The following is a 15,160-nucleotide window of genomic DNA, read 5'->3' as shown; positions in this document are numbered from 1 at the left end:
CCGTGCAGCCACGTGACCACCGAGCCGAGGGCAGCGGACCGGACGCGGAGTTCACCCGGTTCGTCGCCGCCCGCTGGCGCGCCCTGACGCACACCGCGTACCTGCTCACCGGGGACTTCCACGAAGCGGAAGACCTGGTGCAGTCGACGCTGGCCAAGGTGTACCCGCACTGGGGGCGGTTGCGGCCCGAGCACGCGGAGCACTACGTGCGGCGGGCGCTGGTCAACACCAACCGCAGCCGGCACCGCCGCCGCAGGATCGCCCACCTCCTCCTCCCGTCGCTGCCCGACACCCGCCCCGCCCCCGAGGACGGGGCGGGTGTCGGGGGCGTGGACGGGTACGACGCCCTGGCCCGCCTGCTCGCCGGACTGCCCGAGCGGCAGCGGGCGGTCGTCGTGCTGCGCTACTGCGAGGACCTGTCGGCGGAGGAAGTGGCGGACGTCCTCGGGTGCTCGGTCGGCACCGTGAAGAGCCAGGCCTCCCGGGCCCTGGACAAACTGCGCAACCGGGCGACCCTCGCCCGTCTTCACCCGTCCAGCCGCCCCGCAGAGGCACGATGACTCCCGACCACGACCGCCGCCCCGCCCAAGAGGACTGGCTGCGCGACGCCTTCGCCCGGTCGCGCGACGCCTACCCCGCCTCCCAGGCCCCCGTCGACCGGATCCTCGCCACCGCGCGGGCGCGCAGGAAGCGCCACCGCGCGGCGGTCGCCGTCGGCGCCGTGGCCGGTGCCGCCTGCGTCCTCGCCGTCGCCGTGGCGGTCTCGATCCAGGGGGCCCGCCCCTCCGCCGGCCCCGCGGACCGTTCCTCCCCGGCGGCGAGCCCGACCGCCACCGCGACGTCCGGCCCCGTCACCGTCCGGGTGGCCGGCGGCACGACCGGCGGCGCCCCCTGGTCGGTCGCGCTGGAGTTCCACCGGACGCTGCCGGAGGGCTACCGCCTCCCCACCCTCCCCGACGGCACCACCGCCCCCGGCACGGCGCTGCTGTGCCAGCGCATGTACATCGGCGGCATCCGCATCGACCACCAGGGCGGCCCCTGGTCCGACTGCCAGCCCGTCACCGGCGCCCACGACCCCGCCGGCAGCGGCGGCACCGGCCTGTGGGGCCTGCACGACAAGGGCACCACCGGCTCCCGCCTCATGGTCGCCAACCCCGAGGCCGCCATCGCGTACGGCATCGTCAACCTCACCGACGGCACCCGCCTCAAGGCCACCACCGTCACCGTCCCCGGCACCGACTACCGCGCCTGGGCCGTCGCCATCCCCGACGGCAGGACCATCGCCACCGTCGACCAGTACGACACCCACCACCACCGCCTCAGCCGCGACACCGACTGGCGCTGACCCCTGGAAAAGGGGCCCGTCGCACGGCCGGTGTCACATACCGCCCCGCCGCCCTGTCGTCATGGACGAAGAGCACACCGACCACGGAAGGTGGGGGTTCCTCGTCATGGGTGTCGAGCGGTCGCAGCAGGCCGAAGGCCACGTCCGTACCGACCAGCCGGCCCGGTACCCGGCACGACGGCGCACGAAGCTCGGCGTCGCAGCCGTCGTCGTGCTGGTCGTCGGCGCCCACCTGGGCCTGGGCGGGCTGCTGCTGACGTCCGGCCCCTGGAAGCACTGGGCCGTCGGCGCCCTCGTGGCCGTCGTCCTGGCCAAGACCGTCTTCCTGCTCCTACGCCGCGGTAGAAACCGTGGACACCGAGGTCCAGGGCGTACAACCAAGCGCGTTCCTCATCGGTCCTGATCGTCGGCGGTGCCGCCATGCCGCCGAGGACCGGAAGCGAAGGAACGCATGAACCGACCCAGAAGCGCCACGGTCGCCACGGCCGCCACCGTCGTGCTCGCCACAGCGGGCGGCCTGCTCACCGCGGCCACGCCCGCTTCCGCCGCCGTGACCTGCACCTCGCCGGTCTTCAAGCGGACGTTCTACGCGAACACCACGTTCTCCGGGACCCCCAGGCACACGGACTGCGACTCGGCGATCGACCAGAACTGGGGCACCGGCGCGCCCTACAAGGGCCTGCCCGTCAACAACTTCGGCGTCCGCTGGTCCACCACGCGCGACTTCGGTTCGGGTGGGCCGTTCACGTTCACCGCTTCCTCCCGCGACGGCATCCGCGTCTACCTCGACGGCGTCCGCAAGGTCGACCTGTGGAAGAACGTGTCGTCCACCGTGCGCAGGACCGCCAACGTCACCGTCCCCTCCGGCAAGCACACCCTGCGCGTCGACTTCGTCAACTGGACGGGCGCGGCCAACGTCACCTTCGGCTACACCCCCCGCACGTCGGCGACGGTCGACAAGGTCAAGCCCCTCGTCCCGGCCGGGACCACCGTCGCCTACAGCGCGACCACCGCGTCCACGAAGGTCGGCTGGGCCAAGAACAAGGAGATGGACCTCGCCGGGTACCGCGTGTACCGCCGGTTGAAGGGCGCCTCCTACCCCTCGAAGCCGATCGCCACGACGACCTCCACCTCGTACACCGACACGACCGTCCCGAAGGACGGCAACGTCTACTACTACGAGGTCCGCGCCTACGACAGGGCCGGGAACACCTCGTCGGGCACCGCCGACCTCGGCATCACGACCGTCGACAGGGCCGCCCCCGCCGCCCCGAAGGGCGTCGAGGAGAACTGGGCCATGGGCTACCCCAGCACGATCACCCTGTACTGGGACAGCAACTCCGAGCCCGACCTGGCCGGCTACCGCGTCTACCGCTCGACGTCCCTGCCGGTCGCCCTCACCCCGGAGAACCGGGTGACCGGCGACGCCTTGTCGCATGGCGGCTACACGGGGCCGCTGCCGCAGACCGGCGACATCCACTACTACGTGGTCACCGCCGTCGACACGCACGGCAACGAGTCGGCGGCCTCCCGATCGGCGATGTACTACACCCGCGACCTGACGGGTCCGGTCGACACCGCACTCAACGCGCGCGGCCGGGAGGACGAGGCAGGCGTCACGCTGACCTGGGACCCCTCCGAGCGGACCAGCGACGACTTCGCGGGCTACACGATCATCCGGTACGCCCAGCCGCGCGGTACCGGGGGCCCGCGGGAGGTCGTCGGCACGGGGGTCCGGGGCACCACGTTCACCGACGCGGCGCCGCCGCCCGGCGCCACCTACTACTACGGGGTGGTCGCGGTCGACCACGCGGGCAACGGAGGCACCGCGTCCCAGGAGGTCGTCGTCACCGTCTCCGGGAACACGACGGCTCCCGCCCCGGTCACCGGCCTGACCGCCGACCCCAAGGAGAACGGCGTCACCCTCACCTGGGACGCCGACACCGCACCGGGCCTCGACCACTACCGCGTGCTGCGCGGCACGTTCGCCGACGGGCGGTGGACGTACGCCCCGCTGATCGACCCCTGGACCCTGCGGCCGCGGGAGATCAAGGCGACGACCTTCCACGACCGGGCGGCGGCCGACGGCCAACGGATCGGCTACGCGGTCGTCTCCGTCGACCAATACGGCAACCAGCTCACCCCCGACACCGGCGCGACCGTCACCGAGGTCACCGAACTCGACCTCCGCCCCACCGCCCCACCGGCGACCGGCGCCCCGATCCACCTGAACAGCACCGAGACCGGCTCCCTCCACTGGTTCCTCACCGACGGAAAGAACGCCAACGGCAGCCCGGTGACCGCCTTCACCGTGAGCCGATGGAACCGCGAGAGCGGGACCTTCGACGCGCTCGCCACGGAGCCCAAGGGCAACTCGACCGACTGGTACTGGTCCGACCGCGCCCAGCCCGCCGCCACCACGATCTACTACCGCGTCACGGTCCTCTACGCGGACGGCACGGAATCGGGCGCGTCCGAGATCGCCGCCCTGAGCTACTGACCCGGCCCGCGCCGGCGGCGACAGCCGGCAAGGGGACCGGAAGGTGAGTTTCCGGTCCCCTTCCACCGAGTCGTCGTCCGCCGGTGCGGGAGCCCGCGCTGCGAAAATCCGGCGTCGGCGAGCTCACCTCGTGCCACGGCCCACGAGCGGCTCCAGGCGCCAGCCGAAGCCCACCCCGGCCATCGGCGATTCGGTGCGGCACGTCACCGCTACCTCCAGCGGGAAGCGGGGGCGGGGTCCGACCAGGGGCTCAACCCCGGGCCGGACTTCCACGACTGGTACATGCAGTGGCTGATGAACCCCGGCGGCACAGTGGGCTCTTGAGCCCTGCGCTACGGCTCGATGTCAAAGGGGCCGGTAGCCCAGGTACCCATGATGATCTCCTCGCACGGCTACGCCGGGAGCTTCGCACTGGCCACTGACAATGCGACCACGACGGCGAACCAGGCTCCCGCAGCATGCCCCACAGCCGCAGGTCGGCCCCGGACTCCCGCCTGCGCCCCGTCCGCAAAACGCTGGCAGAGGGTGCGCGCGAACGGGACGGAGGGGGATCGTGGCCCGCATCCGCCGGCGCAAACAAAACAGCCCCCGCGCTGCGTTTCCGCAGCTCAGGGGCTGTGTTTCCACTGTGGCGGCGCCAGGATTCGAACCTGGGTAGGCTAAGCCGACGGATTTACAGACTCCCGGCGATCGGGCACCGAAACGGGCCCTGACCTGCGGCTTGGCTCGTTGCACTGCCGTGCATCGTGGTCCCCGTCCATGCGTCGTCCAGATCTTCGCCCCGGAGACCAAAGAACGACCAACGACCTTACCCGCCGACCCCTTCGTCCCGAAGCACCGCGAGGACCCGCAGTACCTGCGCTTGATTGCTCTCTGAACTGCGTGGACTGTCCAGGAACGCTCATGGGCGCCCATCTGAGTACGCGGCCGTTGTGGCGCAGATAGACACTCAGTAGTTCCGCGCACTATGGAAGATTCACAGTCCGGGCGCAGCCGGGGCCGACGGTGTAGTACTGATCCGTCAGCCCCAGCCCGCCAAACTAGGAGCTGACCCGATCGATGGTCTCGACTCGTGCGGCGCGGATACGGAGAACCACTACGGATTCGCCCGCGTCGCCGATTCCGAAGAAGTCGATGAAGTCTCCGACCGTGCGGTACTCCGCAGCCTCGACTTCGCGGCGTGAGCTGGAGAACTCAGCGTTGATCACGTATTTGTTCATGGAGATCATCCCCTCGAACGCCTCGGGTCGTTAGCGGGCGCGACGGTGTTCTGGTTGCGCACCTGCCCGTTCGCACCGCGAACGCGCAGCTCGCCGCCGCCGTCGTTGGCAAGGATCTCCTTAGCCCGCGCTACTGCTTCGGCCTGAGTGGGCAAGACTGCGCTTGCCCTCTCGCTGCCGGGCTTCGTCACCGCCCAGGCGTCCCCGTGCTTCGACACGTCCCGGATGTTGGGCTCTCCTGACATGACACATCCACTTCCGAAGCCGAGACGCCCAGGCAGCCATCTTGGAGGTTCCAAGAGTTGGCGATAGGGTCCGAGGGCGCGACCAACGCACAAGGCCCCATGCCGTACGTCCAACTTCAAGTTGGGCCCCGGCTGGGGCCTGCTTGTTTCTGGCAGACAACAGTGAAGCACTTCAGACAGTCCGTCAGCAACATTGGGCCACAACATCTGCCTTGCCGGGCCAGTCCCACCACTACATCTTGTGTGTGGGGCACGGCGACAACAGGATACCGGCCACCACGGACACCGCTGCAGGCCTTCTAACCAGACAGGGAGTCAACCTGCCGTAGCCGTGGCGCCCTCACCTTGCGGAGAGTTGAGCAAACGAGCAGGTCACCAGCGCCGGCCACTCGGTAGCTCGTGGCCGTCGCGGGGAGCAACGCGCCGAGTCAGATGCGACCCACGCTGGTCTGGCCGCACCCACCCGACTCCTTGGACGTTGCTCGGGCCCCTGCCGGCACTTTGCCAGCGTTGGTGCGGGTGGGGACTACAGGCGCGACTCGGACAATCGCGTGGGTGCACTTGCGGATCAAGTCGTTCCGCGTATCCGAGGGGCCGGGTTACCCCAGAATGTGCGAGTGCACACCTTCCCCAGAGCAGAGCCGGATGAAAGTCCAGACCGTCCACGTGCCACCCCCTGGGAGTCCTACCGGTCCTGGCTCCTTCCGGAATGGCAATCTCTCCTTGCTTCGAATTGCAATGAACGCAAAATGCAAGAATTCCTCGAACTGCACCCATGCCTACTTCCGGGAGCGGCGGAAGGGATCGGTCGCGGCGGCCATCACGGGCCGTCGTTCTGCTCCGTAATCCGACAACCTCCTCTACGGGGATTGGGTCCGCAACGCGTGCCTGACTTCATGTGGGTCAGACGGGATACGGGCGCTATTCGGCCGATCTGTGTAGAGATCGAGAGTCCGCATAAATCCTGGTTTAACAAGGAGTCGAGGACGCCAACAGCCGAATTGACCCAAGCGATAGACCAGTTGACCGAATGGAAGGTTTGGTTCAGCTCTCCCGAAAACCGGATAATCTTCGGCAAGACTTATGCGCCACAGTATTCTCACCGCCCGATTGAACCGCAATTTGTTCTAGTTTACGGGCGTAACGATGAGTTTCGCGCACAAACTTCGAAACATGTCGCGCCAGAATACCTACGCTTGAAGCGGGATCATATGCCCCGCAAGGACGAGCATTTTTTCACCTACGACCAGCTGACGCCGGCGCCCGGTGCGGAGGACTACGCAACAATCACGCACAAGGCCTACGAATGGGTCTTGAATTCAGTTCCGCCGACATTTAGCACGGGCCATCACATGTCCGAGCTGAGTGGGATAATCGGCGACCCATCGAACGCGATCAACAACGCTGCCTTAGTGTCCCCCGAACGTAAATCTTACTTGCTTGAACGCTGGAAGTACTGGCGAAGTGTGGAACTGTCCAAGGAGGCACACATGTACAGGCTCGGACGAGAGTAGGTCACATCAATTCCGCACCGGGTGGGGACTCGGCCCTGAGGAGTGTACTTACACGTCAAATTCTGGATATGCAGCCCTCACGGCACTGTCGAACTCGATTATATAGTTGCGGCAAATTTTCGCTGCGATTTCCGTGACCGCTTGATCCAAGAGCACCTTGCGACCGTTTGTCTGCAAACGCAGGACGCGATGGAAGCCATCTCGCAACTTTATGAGTTGGGGAATCTTTGATGTCTGCAGTGATGTGAGGCTTCCGCCACCGTGGACGATACTGTTGCGCAGTTCCACCAGTAGCTTGAAATCTTGGGCGAACTTCGATCCGGACACACCGATCCCGAATGTTTGGCTCATCCACTTGTACCTTGAGTCCCACGAACGGTAGATAGAGTCCTGGACCTCTTTGTACAAAGTTTTACTGACTTCATTATTTAGAGATCCGGAGAGGTCGAATAGCTTTTTGATCGTTCTGTCAACGTGAGCCTCAGCCAGGGTGACGAAGGCTACTACGCGATTCCCGTCCTCAGGATCAGCCGAGACAGGGGCAGATACCAATGAAGCAATCCGAAGGATCGCTTCTTCCCCGGACGTTGAGAGCAGCCACGTATTCAAAATCGCTCCCCCCATTCATAAGCCTCCCGCAAGAGTGAGTTCTCCGACACGACGGATTTGACAACTGACTCACTGAGGCCGCCCATGCGACCTTCAGAGGCTAGTACCCCGGCTTTTCTTCCCATGGCGGCTGCGATGCCGGATTGTGAAACCGGAGTGGCATATCGGAGCAGTTCGAGAACGTGTTCCTCTTTCAGGTCGCGGAAGGTTGCAGCAGCCCAAGCGGCCTGCGCGCGTACGGCCTCATGGCGATCGTTAAGTTGTCGCTGGACCCATCGTTGGACATGACGAAATGCCGATGTGTCAACTTCTGTCAATTCGCTCACGGTATGTAGTAGCCATAGGCGAGCCCACGGACTCAACCTACCTGATTCCGTGAGGGACTTGACTAGTCCCCAATTCTCGCTCTCCTCTCCCGGCCTCTGCGACCTTGCCAAGATGTATTTGCAGACGCGTTCGAGGCGCACCGGCTCTCGAAAAACCAGACTGGTGAATACCTTGTTGGGAATTCTCTTCTCGTCATCCTGAAGTACTGAAATCGCCAACGGCAGCATGCGGCGCAAAGACGATTCAACCAGCATTTCAATATCCGGATTAGCCTCCGCCTGCCTAGTCTCTCCCAGCCAGTTAGAGATAACTCGGCGCATCGAAGCCTTAAGTGTTTCGGCATCGCTTGGAAGTATCTCTACCAGTGAGACGTCACCGTACCTGTCTCCACCGACGACATGAAAAAAGGTCATGCGCTCTCGCTCGCTGTCAAAGTACCTCTTTTGCAGCTCCCTCTGCGATTCTGCCTTCTGTTTAAAAGTGGAAGAGCGTACCGCACGGGTTTTTTCGTAGGAGAGGATTAGGCCGAGGTTTCTCGCGAACTCCGCTGCGTATTCGATGGTCTCGTTAGCTCTCTCCCAGCTTTCCACGCGAATAAAGAAATCGTCCGCATACCTAGATACTTGCAGGCTTTGACGCATGAGTTGCCGCTGGACGATGCTCAGATATAGATCCGCGAGAGTGTCGCTAGCTGACGTCAGCTGCGGGAGTCCTCTGTTGTTCGGTGAACACTCGCCCAGGAATTCCTTAATACTCTGGGCGACTTCGACGTTTAGCGTTCGTGCTACGAGTTCCTGACGCAGTCTCTCGTGGTCAATAAATTCGTAGCAGGCGGCAATGTCGACCTCGACAATGTAGTCAGTGGGAGACTCTTCGGCGAATGATTCGTGCTTGACCCAGGCGTCGCCGCCCCGGCTACTCGGCTCCATGTCGCCTTCGACGCCGGCGACGAGTGCGTGATAGATGACCCGAGATGGGAGGGAGGTGAGGATTATCGGACGCTGGCCGAATTTACTCTTCGGCATTGTCATGATTTCCTTCGGGATGTGCATCCCTCCGGTGAAATTTGCCTGAACCCACTTGATGACAGGGCCTTTAGCATCTGCCAGGCACCGATCTGAGATCAGGGCGGGCAGTCTGTCGAGTGGGGTTGTTAGGCAGAAATCAGTGGCCGACCCTAGGTCAAGTGACTGCATGATCTTCGACGGAACCAGCACTATGCCCCTCCCTGGGTTTAACAAGATCTCGTTGACATTGTGCCTGCCCCAATGAGCTGATGGCGGTGCTTTGTGTCTCTGGAGCCGGTCGGGTACCTAGCCCGGGAATCGACAGCCTCACCGTTTCGGAAGCTGAAACAGAGGGGGCGAGACAGCGAGGACTGGTACGAGACAGCCCATCCTTGCTGTTTCTACAGGTCAAAGCACTTGCGGGACAGAGTGACGTTCCTGATGCAGTGCAGACGTGACGTCCCTACGAAGGCAGGAAACCAGGCTTCGCGCGGCCCAGGTCTTGTAGGAGCGTCAGGTACTCCTGGGCGGCTGGCTCGGTGCTGTAGCGGTTGCGGACGACGGCAGCGAGTTCGCGGCTGACCATGATGAGGGACGGGACGGATTGGCGCTCGCCCTTCAGGGCTGCCTCACCATAGGTGACTGCCTGCTCGAGGTCGCCCTCCCGTGCGGCCGCGACTCCGAGGGTCACTTTGGCCTCGGCGTTGCGCATCGGGGAGCGCTCCGTGCCGTCGAAGTCCGTGCCAGTGCGGATCACCTCGGTGGCGAGGGTGCGGGCCAACTTGTCCTCGCCCACCAGGCGGTAGCAATCCATGGCGTAGAAGTCGAACTTGTACGGGTCCACCACGAAGTGGTGGTCCAGGTTGTCCGGGTGCGGGAGCCCTTCGAGCAGGCGGCGCCCGCGGTCAAGGGCGACCTCGGTCTGCCGGCGGTCCCCGAGCCGGGCCCATGCCTTGGCCTCCTGGGCGGCGAGCTGCACTGCTACGCCGTGGCTCCCCGCCGCCTCTGTTCCAGCCCGGGCAGATGCGATGACCCCGTGGTAGTCGCCGGTCGTCAGCGCAAACCACGCCTTCATCTCGTGGGCCCAACCGCCGATCTCGGCATGGTCGGCTTCCTGAGCGATCTGGAGCGCGGCCCGCCGCGTGGCTTCGGCGCCGTGCCGGTTGCCGCTGTCGTACTCGACGCAGCCCACGAGCAGGGCGAGCCAACCGGAAAGGGCCAGCACCTCGCGGTGCTGGGCGAGGGTGAGGTTCTGCCGGGTCAGGTCCACCACGCGGCGGAGCCACTGCCTGCCCTCGATGAGCAGCTGCTCGCTCGGCATGAACGGGTACTCCGAGCACAGGCGGTCGGCCGTGATCCGCAAAGCGTCAAGGGTCGCGTTGTCCACGTCGGACTTGGCCAGCCTGCCGACGATCTCCAATGTCTCCATGCCGCTCGCCGCCGCGATCTCCGCGTTCCCGTCCCGCCGCGCCGGCGCGGGGAAGATGGCGTGGGTCACCGTGCCAAAGGTGGCCGCGATGATCGGCTGGTAGAAGTCGTCCGGCATGCCCTGGCCGGACTCCCAGCGCTTCCACTGCCGCACCATACTGTCGTCGCTCGGCAGCTCCGACGGCGCGTGGGCCCGCATCGCCCGCACGACGTCCCGCTGTGACCAGTCACGCGCCGCCCGCTCGGCAGCGATGCGCCGAGCCCACGAAGGCTTCTCGTCAGTCATTCGCCCTCCCTCGGGTACCTACGGAGAGTCTGTCGGGATCCGCCCAGGGACAGGCAAGAGGACACCGAGGTGACAACCGGGCGGCCTCTCTGTCCCCCTGGTGACCTCCCCCTTGTCACTCTTACGAACCACTCCGCCGCGGGCATGGTGTGGGCCAGATCAGCCGCTGGCCGATCCCGCCCGCTTCTCCAGCGCCGCCACCCGTGCGGCCAACGCCCGAATCTCGGAGTGGATTCCCTTGATCTCTTCCCGAAGGTCGTTCTTAGCCGACCGCTCCTCCTCGGTGGCCACGAAGTACCCGATGTTCCCCGCCGAGAAGATCAGTCCCTCGGCGGCGAGGATGCCGAGCCCGTTGCGGAGCGTCTGGCCGGCCACGCCGAACTCGGCCGCCAACTCCCTTGTCCCGGGCAGCTGCTCGCCCGGCTTGTACTTGCCTTCCGGCCCGATCTGCTCGCGGAGCGCGTTCGCGACCCGCACTGGCTTGGACCTGGGGTCGTTCGCGGGAAGGGTCATGCTCCCGAGGGTAGCGGTGCCCAACCTCCGTCCACGAAAGTCGTCATGGACCTTGCGCACTAGCGCGCGCTAGTGCACGCTGAGTCTGCGCGGTCGTCTCCCGGCCAACGAATGCCGACCGCTGCTCATCGCTCCATGCCCTTCTACCGACCAGGAGTGGCGATGCGAACCTTCATCGCAGATCAGGAAGCCTTAACGGCAATCGAGTTCACGGAACTGGCCCTCGGCTTCGACCGGGAGCTGTTCGTCGGTGTCCCGGGTGAGACGCCGGAAGAGCGCGCGGCCCGCGAGGCGGTCGCCCACGAAGCGCTCAACGAGATGCGCGAGCGCGGCGAGCACGACGAGGTGGCCGCGTGGGACGCCCTTTACGCCGAAGCGCTCATGAGCACGTTGCCCCTCCTCCGGACCGCGGACCGCGTTCACCGCGCCTTCCGGAAGGGAGACGCGGCATGACCACCGCCACGGAGGCCGGACGTCCGACTGTCCCGCCACTGAGCCGCCCCGAGAGGGCACTGCTCGCCGCTGTCGCCGTGCTGGGCGTGGGAGTCGGCGGGCTGGGACTGGCGTCGTCGTTCGACACGGTGTCGGCGGCCGCCGCGCGCTGGGGCTTCGCCACCCCGCAGATCCTTCCCATCGGCATCGACATCGCGATCCCGGTCTTCACCGCCGTGAACCTGCTGCTCATCCGGATGGACATGCCGCTGGGCTGGGTTCGCTTCGTGCCTTGGGGCCTCACCGCCGTGACCTGCTGGCTCAACATCACGGCCGGGCACTCCCTGTCGGCCAAGGTCGCCCACGGCACGATGCCGCTCCTGTGGGTCGTCCTGTCCGAGGTCGCCGCGCACGTCTACGCCTCTCGCATCGGCGCGGTGACCGGCCGCCGCATGGAGAAGATCCGCCGCTCCCGCTGGCTGCTCGCCCCGCTGTCGACTTTCGCCCTGTGGCGTCGGATGACGCTGTGGGAGGTCACCTCGTACGGGGACGCCCTGGCCCGCGAGCGCGACCGGCAGCTGGCCCGCGCGGACCTGCGTCAGCGGCACGGCCGCCGGTGGCGGAGCAAGACCCCGCGCCGCGAGCGCGTCCTGCTCAGGCTCGGGGAGCTCGCCCCCGCCAGCGAGAACGTGCCGCCGGTGCTTCCCGCTAAGCCCAAGGACGCACCCGCGCCGAGGCCGCGCAAGCGGACAACGGGGAAGCCGGGCAAAGCGCACAGGCCGGTCCGTACGGCGGCCGACCTGCTCGCCGAGGCACGGCAGCTCACCGCCGACTGGACGGACGACGCCATCAACGCCGAGGCGATCCGGACGGCGCTCCACTGCTCGGCAGCCAACTCCCGAATCTTGCGGGACTCACTGCTGGACGAGCGCGCCGCCGGAACGGCCGCACCTCTGCACCTGGTGAACAGCGTTGCGAGCGCGGGAGGTCGAGCCTGATGCGGGCGCCGATCGTCGGGGCCGAGCTGTTCGTCATGGTGATGGACGCAGCCGGGTGGATATGCCAGTGCGCCGGCGAGTGCGGCAACGACCACAAGCGGACCGGGGGCGAGTGCCGGATGCCGGACAAGGCCCGGGGCCGACTGCTCGCCGCCCCCGAACACCCCATGCCCGACCGCGAGGCGGTCACCGCGACCGCGGAGCAACTGCGCGCGTGGTGCCAGGGCTGCTGGCGCAACCTCACCACGGCCGCCGCCCGGACCCGGGCGCACGCGGCGGCTGAAGCTCAGGACTCGCTCTTCTGAACATGCCTGGCGGGGCCCGGTCCCACCGACCAAAGCAGAGGCCGGACCCCGCCGTAGGCCCTCCCGATGGAAGGAAGATCAGTGAAGCACGAAGAGACCCGTGAATCGGGGCGTCGTACGGGGGTGACTCCGGACCTGTCCGGCCCTGTACCGGGCGCCGGTGGCGAGGTAGTCGAGTTGGACAAGGCGCGAGCCGCACGGGGGGAGTCGGGCGACTCCGGGCCGATTCCGTCGGCCGACCAGTCGGGCGACTCCGCCCCGCCGCAGTCGGCCGACTCCGGCGCCGACGAATCGGGCGACTGGCGACGCGCGTTAGTGGACCACCCCGACCCCTCCGGCCCCGGACTGCTGGAGCGCATGCAGGGTGCGAGGCGCCTCCCGGTACTGCCGTCGTGGCTCCGGTCGGCCCCGGCGTTCGCGGAGGCGGCGCGGTGGGTCATCGGGCACGTCTTCCACACAGTCGCCTTCCACGCTGTCCGAGCGCCGCTCTACGGGGCCCGCCTCGCCCTCCGGGCGCCGCGTGGGGTCGTCAACGCGCTGGCCGCGACCGGACGCTGGGCGGCGGATCTCGAAGGCGAGCCGCTGCGACAGGCGGCCGCCCGCCGTGAGAACGCCGAGGAGTACCTGAAGCTCTCCCGTCAGCGGGACCGCCGGGTGCGGCTGCGCGCCGTCCTCACTCTGCTGGGTGCCCTGGGCTGCCTCATCCTCGCTCTCTACCTGGCTCTCGGGGCCTCCCAGAGTGTGCAGTTGGCCGCCGCCGTACTGGCCGTCTGGGGCTTCGGCATCCTCGGGGCGCCGGCCGACAAGCCGCTCTCCTCCCGGGCCGTCATCAAGACCGAGGTCCAGAAGCTCACCGGAGACATCGTGGTCATGGCCATGGCGTCCATCGGCATCGGCCAGATCGCCACCGCCGTGGCCAAGGGGCTGGACGGCATCAAGTTCGTGGCACCGATCACCCGCGAGGGACCCGGCTGGCGAGCGGACATCGACCTTCCGCTGGGCGTGACCGTCGCCGACGTGGTGGACCGCCGCTCGCGCCTCGCGTCCGGCCTGCGGCGACCGCTCGGGTGTGTCTGGCCCGACGCCGACCCCAACGAGCACGAGGGACGCCTCGTCCTGTGGGTAGGCGACCGCGACCTGTCGAAGACGGGCATCGTGCCGTGGCCGCTGACCAAGGGCGGGCAGCACGACATCTTCCGCGCCATCCCCTTCGGCCAGGACCCGCGCGGGCGGAGCAAGGCCGTCCCGATGATCCAGCACAACGTCCTGGTCGGCTCCCTGCCCGGCCAGGGCAAGACCAGCGCCGTTCGCGTGCTGGCCTGCGGCGCCGCCCTGGACCCGACGGTGGAACTGTGGATCCACGAGAACAAGGGCACCGGCGACCTGGACTCCCTCGAATGCGTCTCGCACCGGTTCGTCTCCGGCATCGATGACGAGTCGATCCGCTACGCCGCCGACTCGCTGAAGCTACTCCGTGCCGAGGTTATGCGGCGTGCCGCCGCCATCAAGAAGCTCCCCCGCGACCTGTGCCCGGATAAGCGCGTCACCCGGCAGATCGCCGACAAGCGCTCACTCAAGCTGTGGCCTCTCCTCGGGATCTTCGATGAGTGCCAGAACCTGTTCGCCCACCCCAAGTACGGCAAGCAGGCCGGCGAGGACGCCGAGTTCATCATCAAGCTCGGCCGCGCCTTGGGCGTGATCCTCATCCTGGCCACACAGCGGCCGGACAAGGACTCGCTCCCCACCGGGATCAGCGGAAACGTCTCCATCCGGTTCTGCCTCAAGGTCGCCGGACAGGTCGAGAACGACATGATCCTCGGCACCTCGGCCTACAAGAACGGCATCCGGGCCACCATCTTCCGCCCCGAGATCGACGCCGGTAACGGCTACCTCGCCGGCGCCGGACCCACGCCGACCGTCGTCCGCGTGGCCTACCTGGACGACCCCGCGGCCACCCGCATCGGCGAGCGCGCCCGCAAGCTCCGCGAGGCACTGGGCACCCTGTCCGGGCACGCCCTCGGGGAGGAGGCCGAGGCGGCCAAGGGCCCGTCCTACGACCTGCTCGCCGACATCCTCGCCGTCGTCCCCGAGAGCGAAGAGCGCGTGTGGAACGAGCGCGTCGCCGCCCGCCTCGCCGAACTGCGCCCCGAGGTCTACAGCGGCTGGAAGGGCGAGAACGTCACCACCGCGCTCAAGCCGCACGGGGTCGCCACACGCGACGTGGCCGGGACGACGGACGACGGAACACGCACCACCCGGCGCGGCATCGTCCGCGACCACGTCCGCACGGCACTCACGGAACGTAATGAAAACACGGGCGCCGCTTGACCGTCGGCGCCCGCTACCGGTAGCGGGGTCACCTGCTACCGGTAGCACCACCGCTAGCGACCCGCACCCACGCTCACCAGGGATCTAGCGCGTAGCGAACGGC

15 protein-coding genes are annotated in these 15,160 nt (G+C 67.1%); 9 read left to right on the top strand and 6 right to left on the bottom strand.

Annotated features, from left to right (window positions below; genetic code table 11):
* Positions 1–2: 2 nt before the first annotated feature.
* The 4 genes from AC1VWI_RS25805 (at position 3) to AC1VWI_RS25790 (ending at position 3,845) form a co-directional block, all read left to right on the top strand.
* Positions 3–560, top strand: coding sequence for a SigE family RNA polymerase sigma factor (locus AC1VWI_RS25805; protein ID WP_499513393.1), 558 nt, complete (start codon positions 3–5; stop codon positions 558–560).
* Entirely contained in the window at positions 557–1,345 is a 789-nt protein-coding gene (locus AC1VWI_RS25800; RefSeq protein WP_499513392.1) for a hypothetical protein, read from the top strand. The genes AC1VWI_RS25805 and AC1VWI_RS25800 overlap by 4 nt, the downstream gene beginning before the upstream one ends.
* A gap of 61 nt (positions 1,346–1,406) precedes the next feature.
* The gene (locus AC1VWI_RS25795) at positions 1,407–1,748 is read left to right on the top strand and encodes a hypothetical protein (protein WP_499513391.1); all 342 of its coding nucleotides are present in this window, start codon (positions 1,407–1,409) and stop codon (positions 1,746–1,748) included.
* Between the two features lie 48 nt (positions 1,749–1,796).
* Positions 1,797–3,845 (top strand): PA14 domain-containing protein, encoded by a 2,049-nt coding sequence (locus AC1VWI_RS25790; RefSeq protein WP_499513390.1) that lies wholly within the window; start codon positions 1,797–1,799, stop codon positions 3,843–3,845.
* A 1,040-nt stretch (positions 3,846–4,885) separates the two neighbouring features.
* Here the strand turns inward: AC1VWI_RS25790 and AC1VWI_RS25785 are convergent.
* Complete coding sequence (locus AC1VWI_RS25785; protein WP_499513389.1) at positions 4,886–5,065, bottom strand: hypothetical protein; 180 nt, start codon at positions 5,063–5,065, stop codon at positions 4,886–4,888.
* A 5-nt stretch (positions 5,066–5,070) separates the two neighbouring features.
* A complete protein-coding gene (locus AC1VWI_RS25780; RefSeq protein WP_499513388.1) occupies positions 5,071–5,310 on the bottom strand; it encodes a DUF2188 domain-containing protein in 240 nt (79 codons plus the stop codon).
* Between the two features lie 749 nt (positions 5,311–6,059).
* Between AC1VWI_RS25780 and AC1VWI_RS25775 the strand changes: the two genes are divergently transcribed.
* Positions 6,060–6,824, top strand: coding sequence for a Shedu anti-phage system protein SduA domain-containing protein (locus AC1VWI_RS25775; RefSeq protein WP_499513387.1), 765 nt, complete (start codon positions 6,060–6,062; stop codon positions 6,822–6,824).
* A gap of 48 nt (positions 6,825–6,872) precedes the next feature.
* Here the strand turns inward: AC1VWI_RS25775 and AC1VWI_RS25770 are convergent, their stop codons facing one another.
* The 4 genes from AC1VWI_RS25770 to AC1VWI_RS25755 all read right to left on the bottom strand — a co-directional run bounded on the left by AC1VWI_RS25770 (position 6,873) and on the right by AC1VWI_RS25755 (position 10,994).
* Entirely contained in the window at positions 6,873–7,448 is a 576-nt protein-coding gene (locus AC1VWI_RS25770; protein WP_499513386.1) for a hypothetical protein, read from the bottom strand.
* Complete coding sequence (locus AC1VWI_RS25765) at positions 7,430–8,977, bottom strand: reverse transcriptase domain-containing protein (RefSeq protein WP_499513385.1); 1,548 nt, start codon at positions 8,975–8,977, stop codon at positions 7,430–7,432. Before AC1VWI_RS25765 ends, AC1VWI_RS25770 begins: the two co-directional genes overlap by 19 nt.
* Before the next feature lie 253 nt (positions 8,978–9,230).
* Entirely contained in the window at positions 9,231–10,481 is a 1,251-nt protein-coding gene (locus AC1VWI_RS25760) for an NsdA family TPR-like regulatory protein (protein ID WP_499513384.1), read from the bottom strand.
* 159 nt (positions 10,482–10,640) lie between these two features.
* Positions 10,641–10,994, bottom strand: coding sequence for a winged helix-turn-helix domain-containing protein (locus AC1VWI_RS25755; RefSeq protein ID WP_499513383.1), 354 nt, complete (start codon positions 10,992–10,994; stop codon positions 10,641–10,643).
* Between the two features lie 162 nt (positions 10,995–11,156).
* Between AC1VWI_RS25755 and AC1VWI_RS25750 the strand changes: the two genes are divergently transcribed.
* From AC1VWI_RS25750 to AC1VWI_RS25735, 4 genes are all read left to right on the top strand, one after another.
* On the top strand, positions 11,157–11,447 hold the full coding sequence (locus AC1VWI_RS25750; RefSeq protein WP_396347265.1) for a hypothetical protein: 291 nt from the start codon (positions 11,157–11,159) through the stop codon (positions 11,445–11,447).
* A complete protein-coding gene (locus tag AC1VWI_RS25745) occupies positions 11,444–12,424 on the top strand; it encodes a DUF2637 domain-containing protein (protein ID WP_499513382.1) in 981 nt (326 codons plus the stop codon). Before AC1VWI_RS25750 ends, AC1VWI_RS25745 begins: the two co-directional genes overlap by 4 nt.
* Positions 12,424–12,729, top strand: a complete 306-nt coding sequence (locus AC1VWI_RS25740; protein ID WP_499513381.1) for a hypothetical protein — start codon at positions 12,424–12,426, stop codon at positions 12,727–12,729. The genes AC1VWI_RS25745 and AC1VWI_RS25740 overlap by 1 nt, the downstream gene beginning before the upstream one ends.
* A 177-nt stretch (positions 12,730–12,906) precedes the next feature.
* Entirely contained in the window at positions 12,907–15,057 is a 2,151-nt protein-coding gene (locus AC1VWI_RS25735) for a P-loop NTPase family protein (protein WP_499513380.1), read from the top strand.
* The last annotated feature ends 103 nt before the right edge of the window (positions 15,058–15,160 follow it).

This window comes from Streptomyces sp. TOM-9 (assembly GCF_056858595.1).
This window is presented reverse-complemented; position numbering and strand designations above follow the sequence as displayed.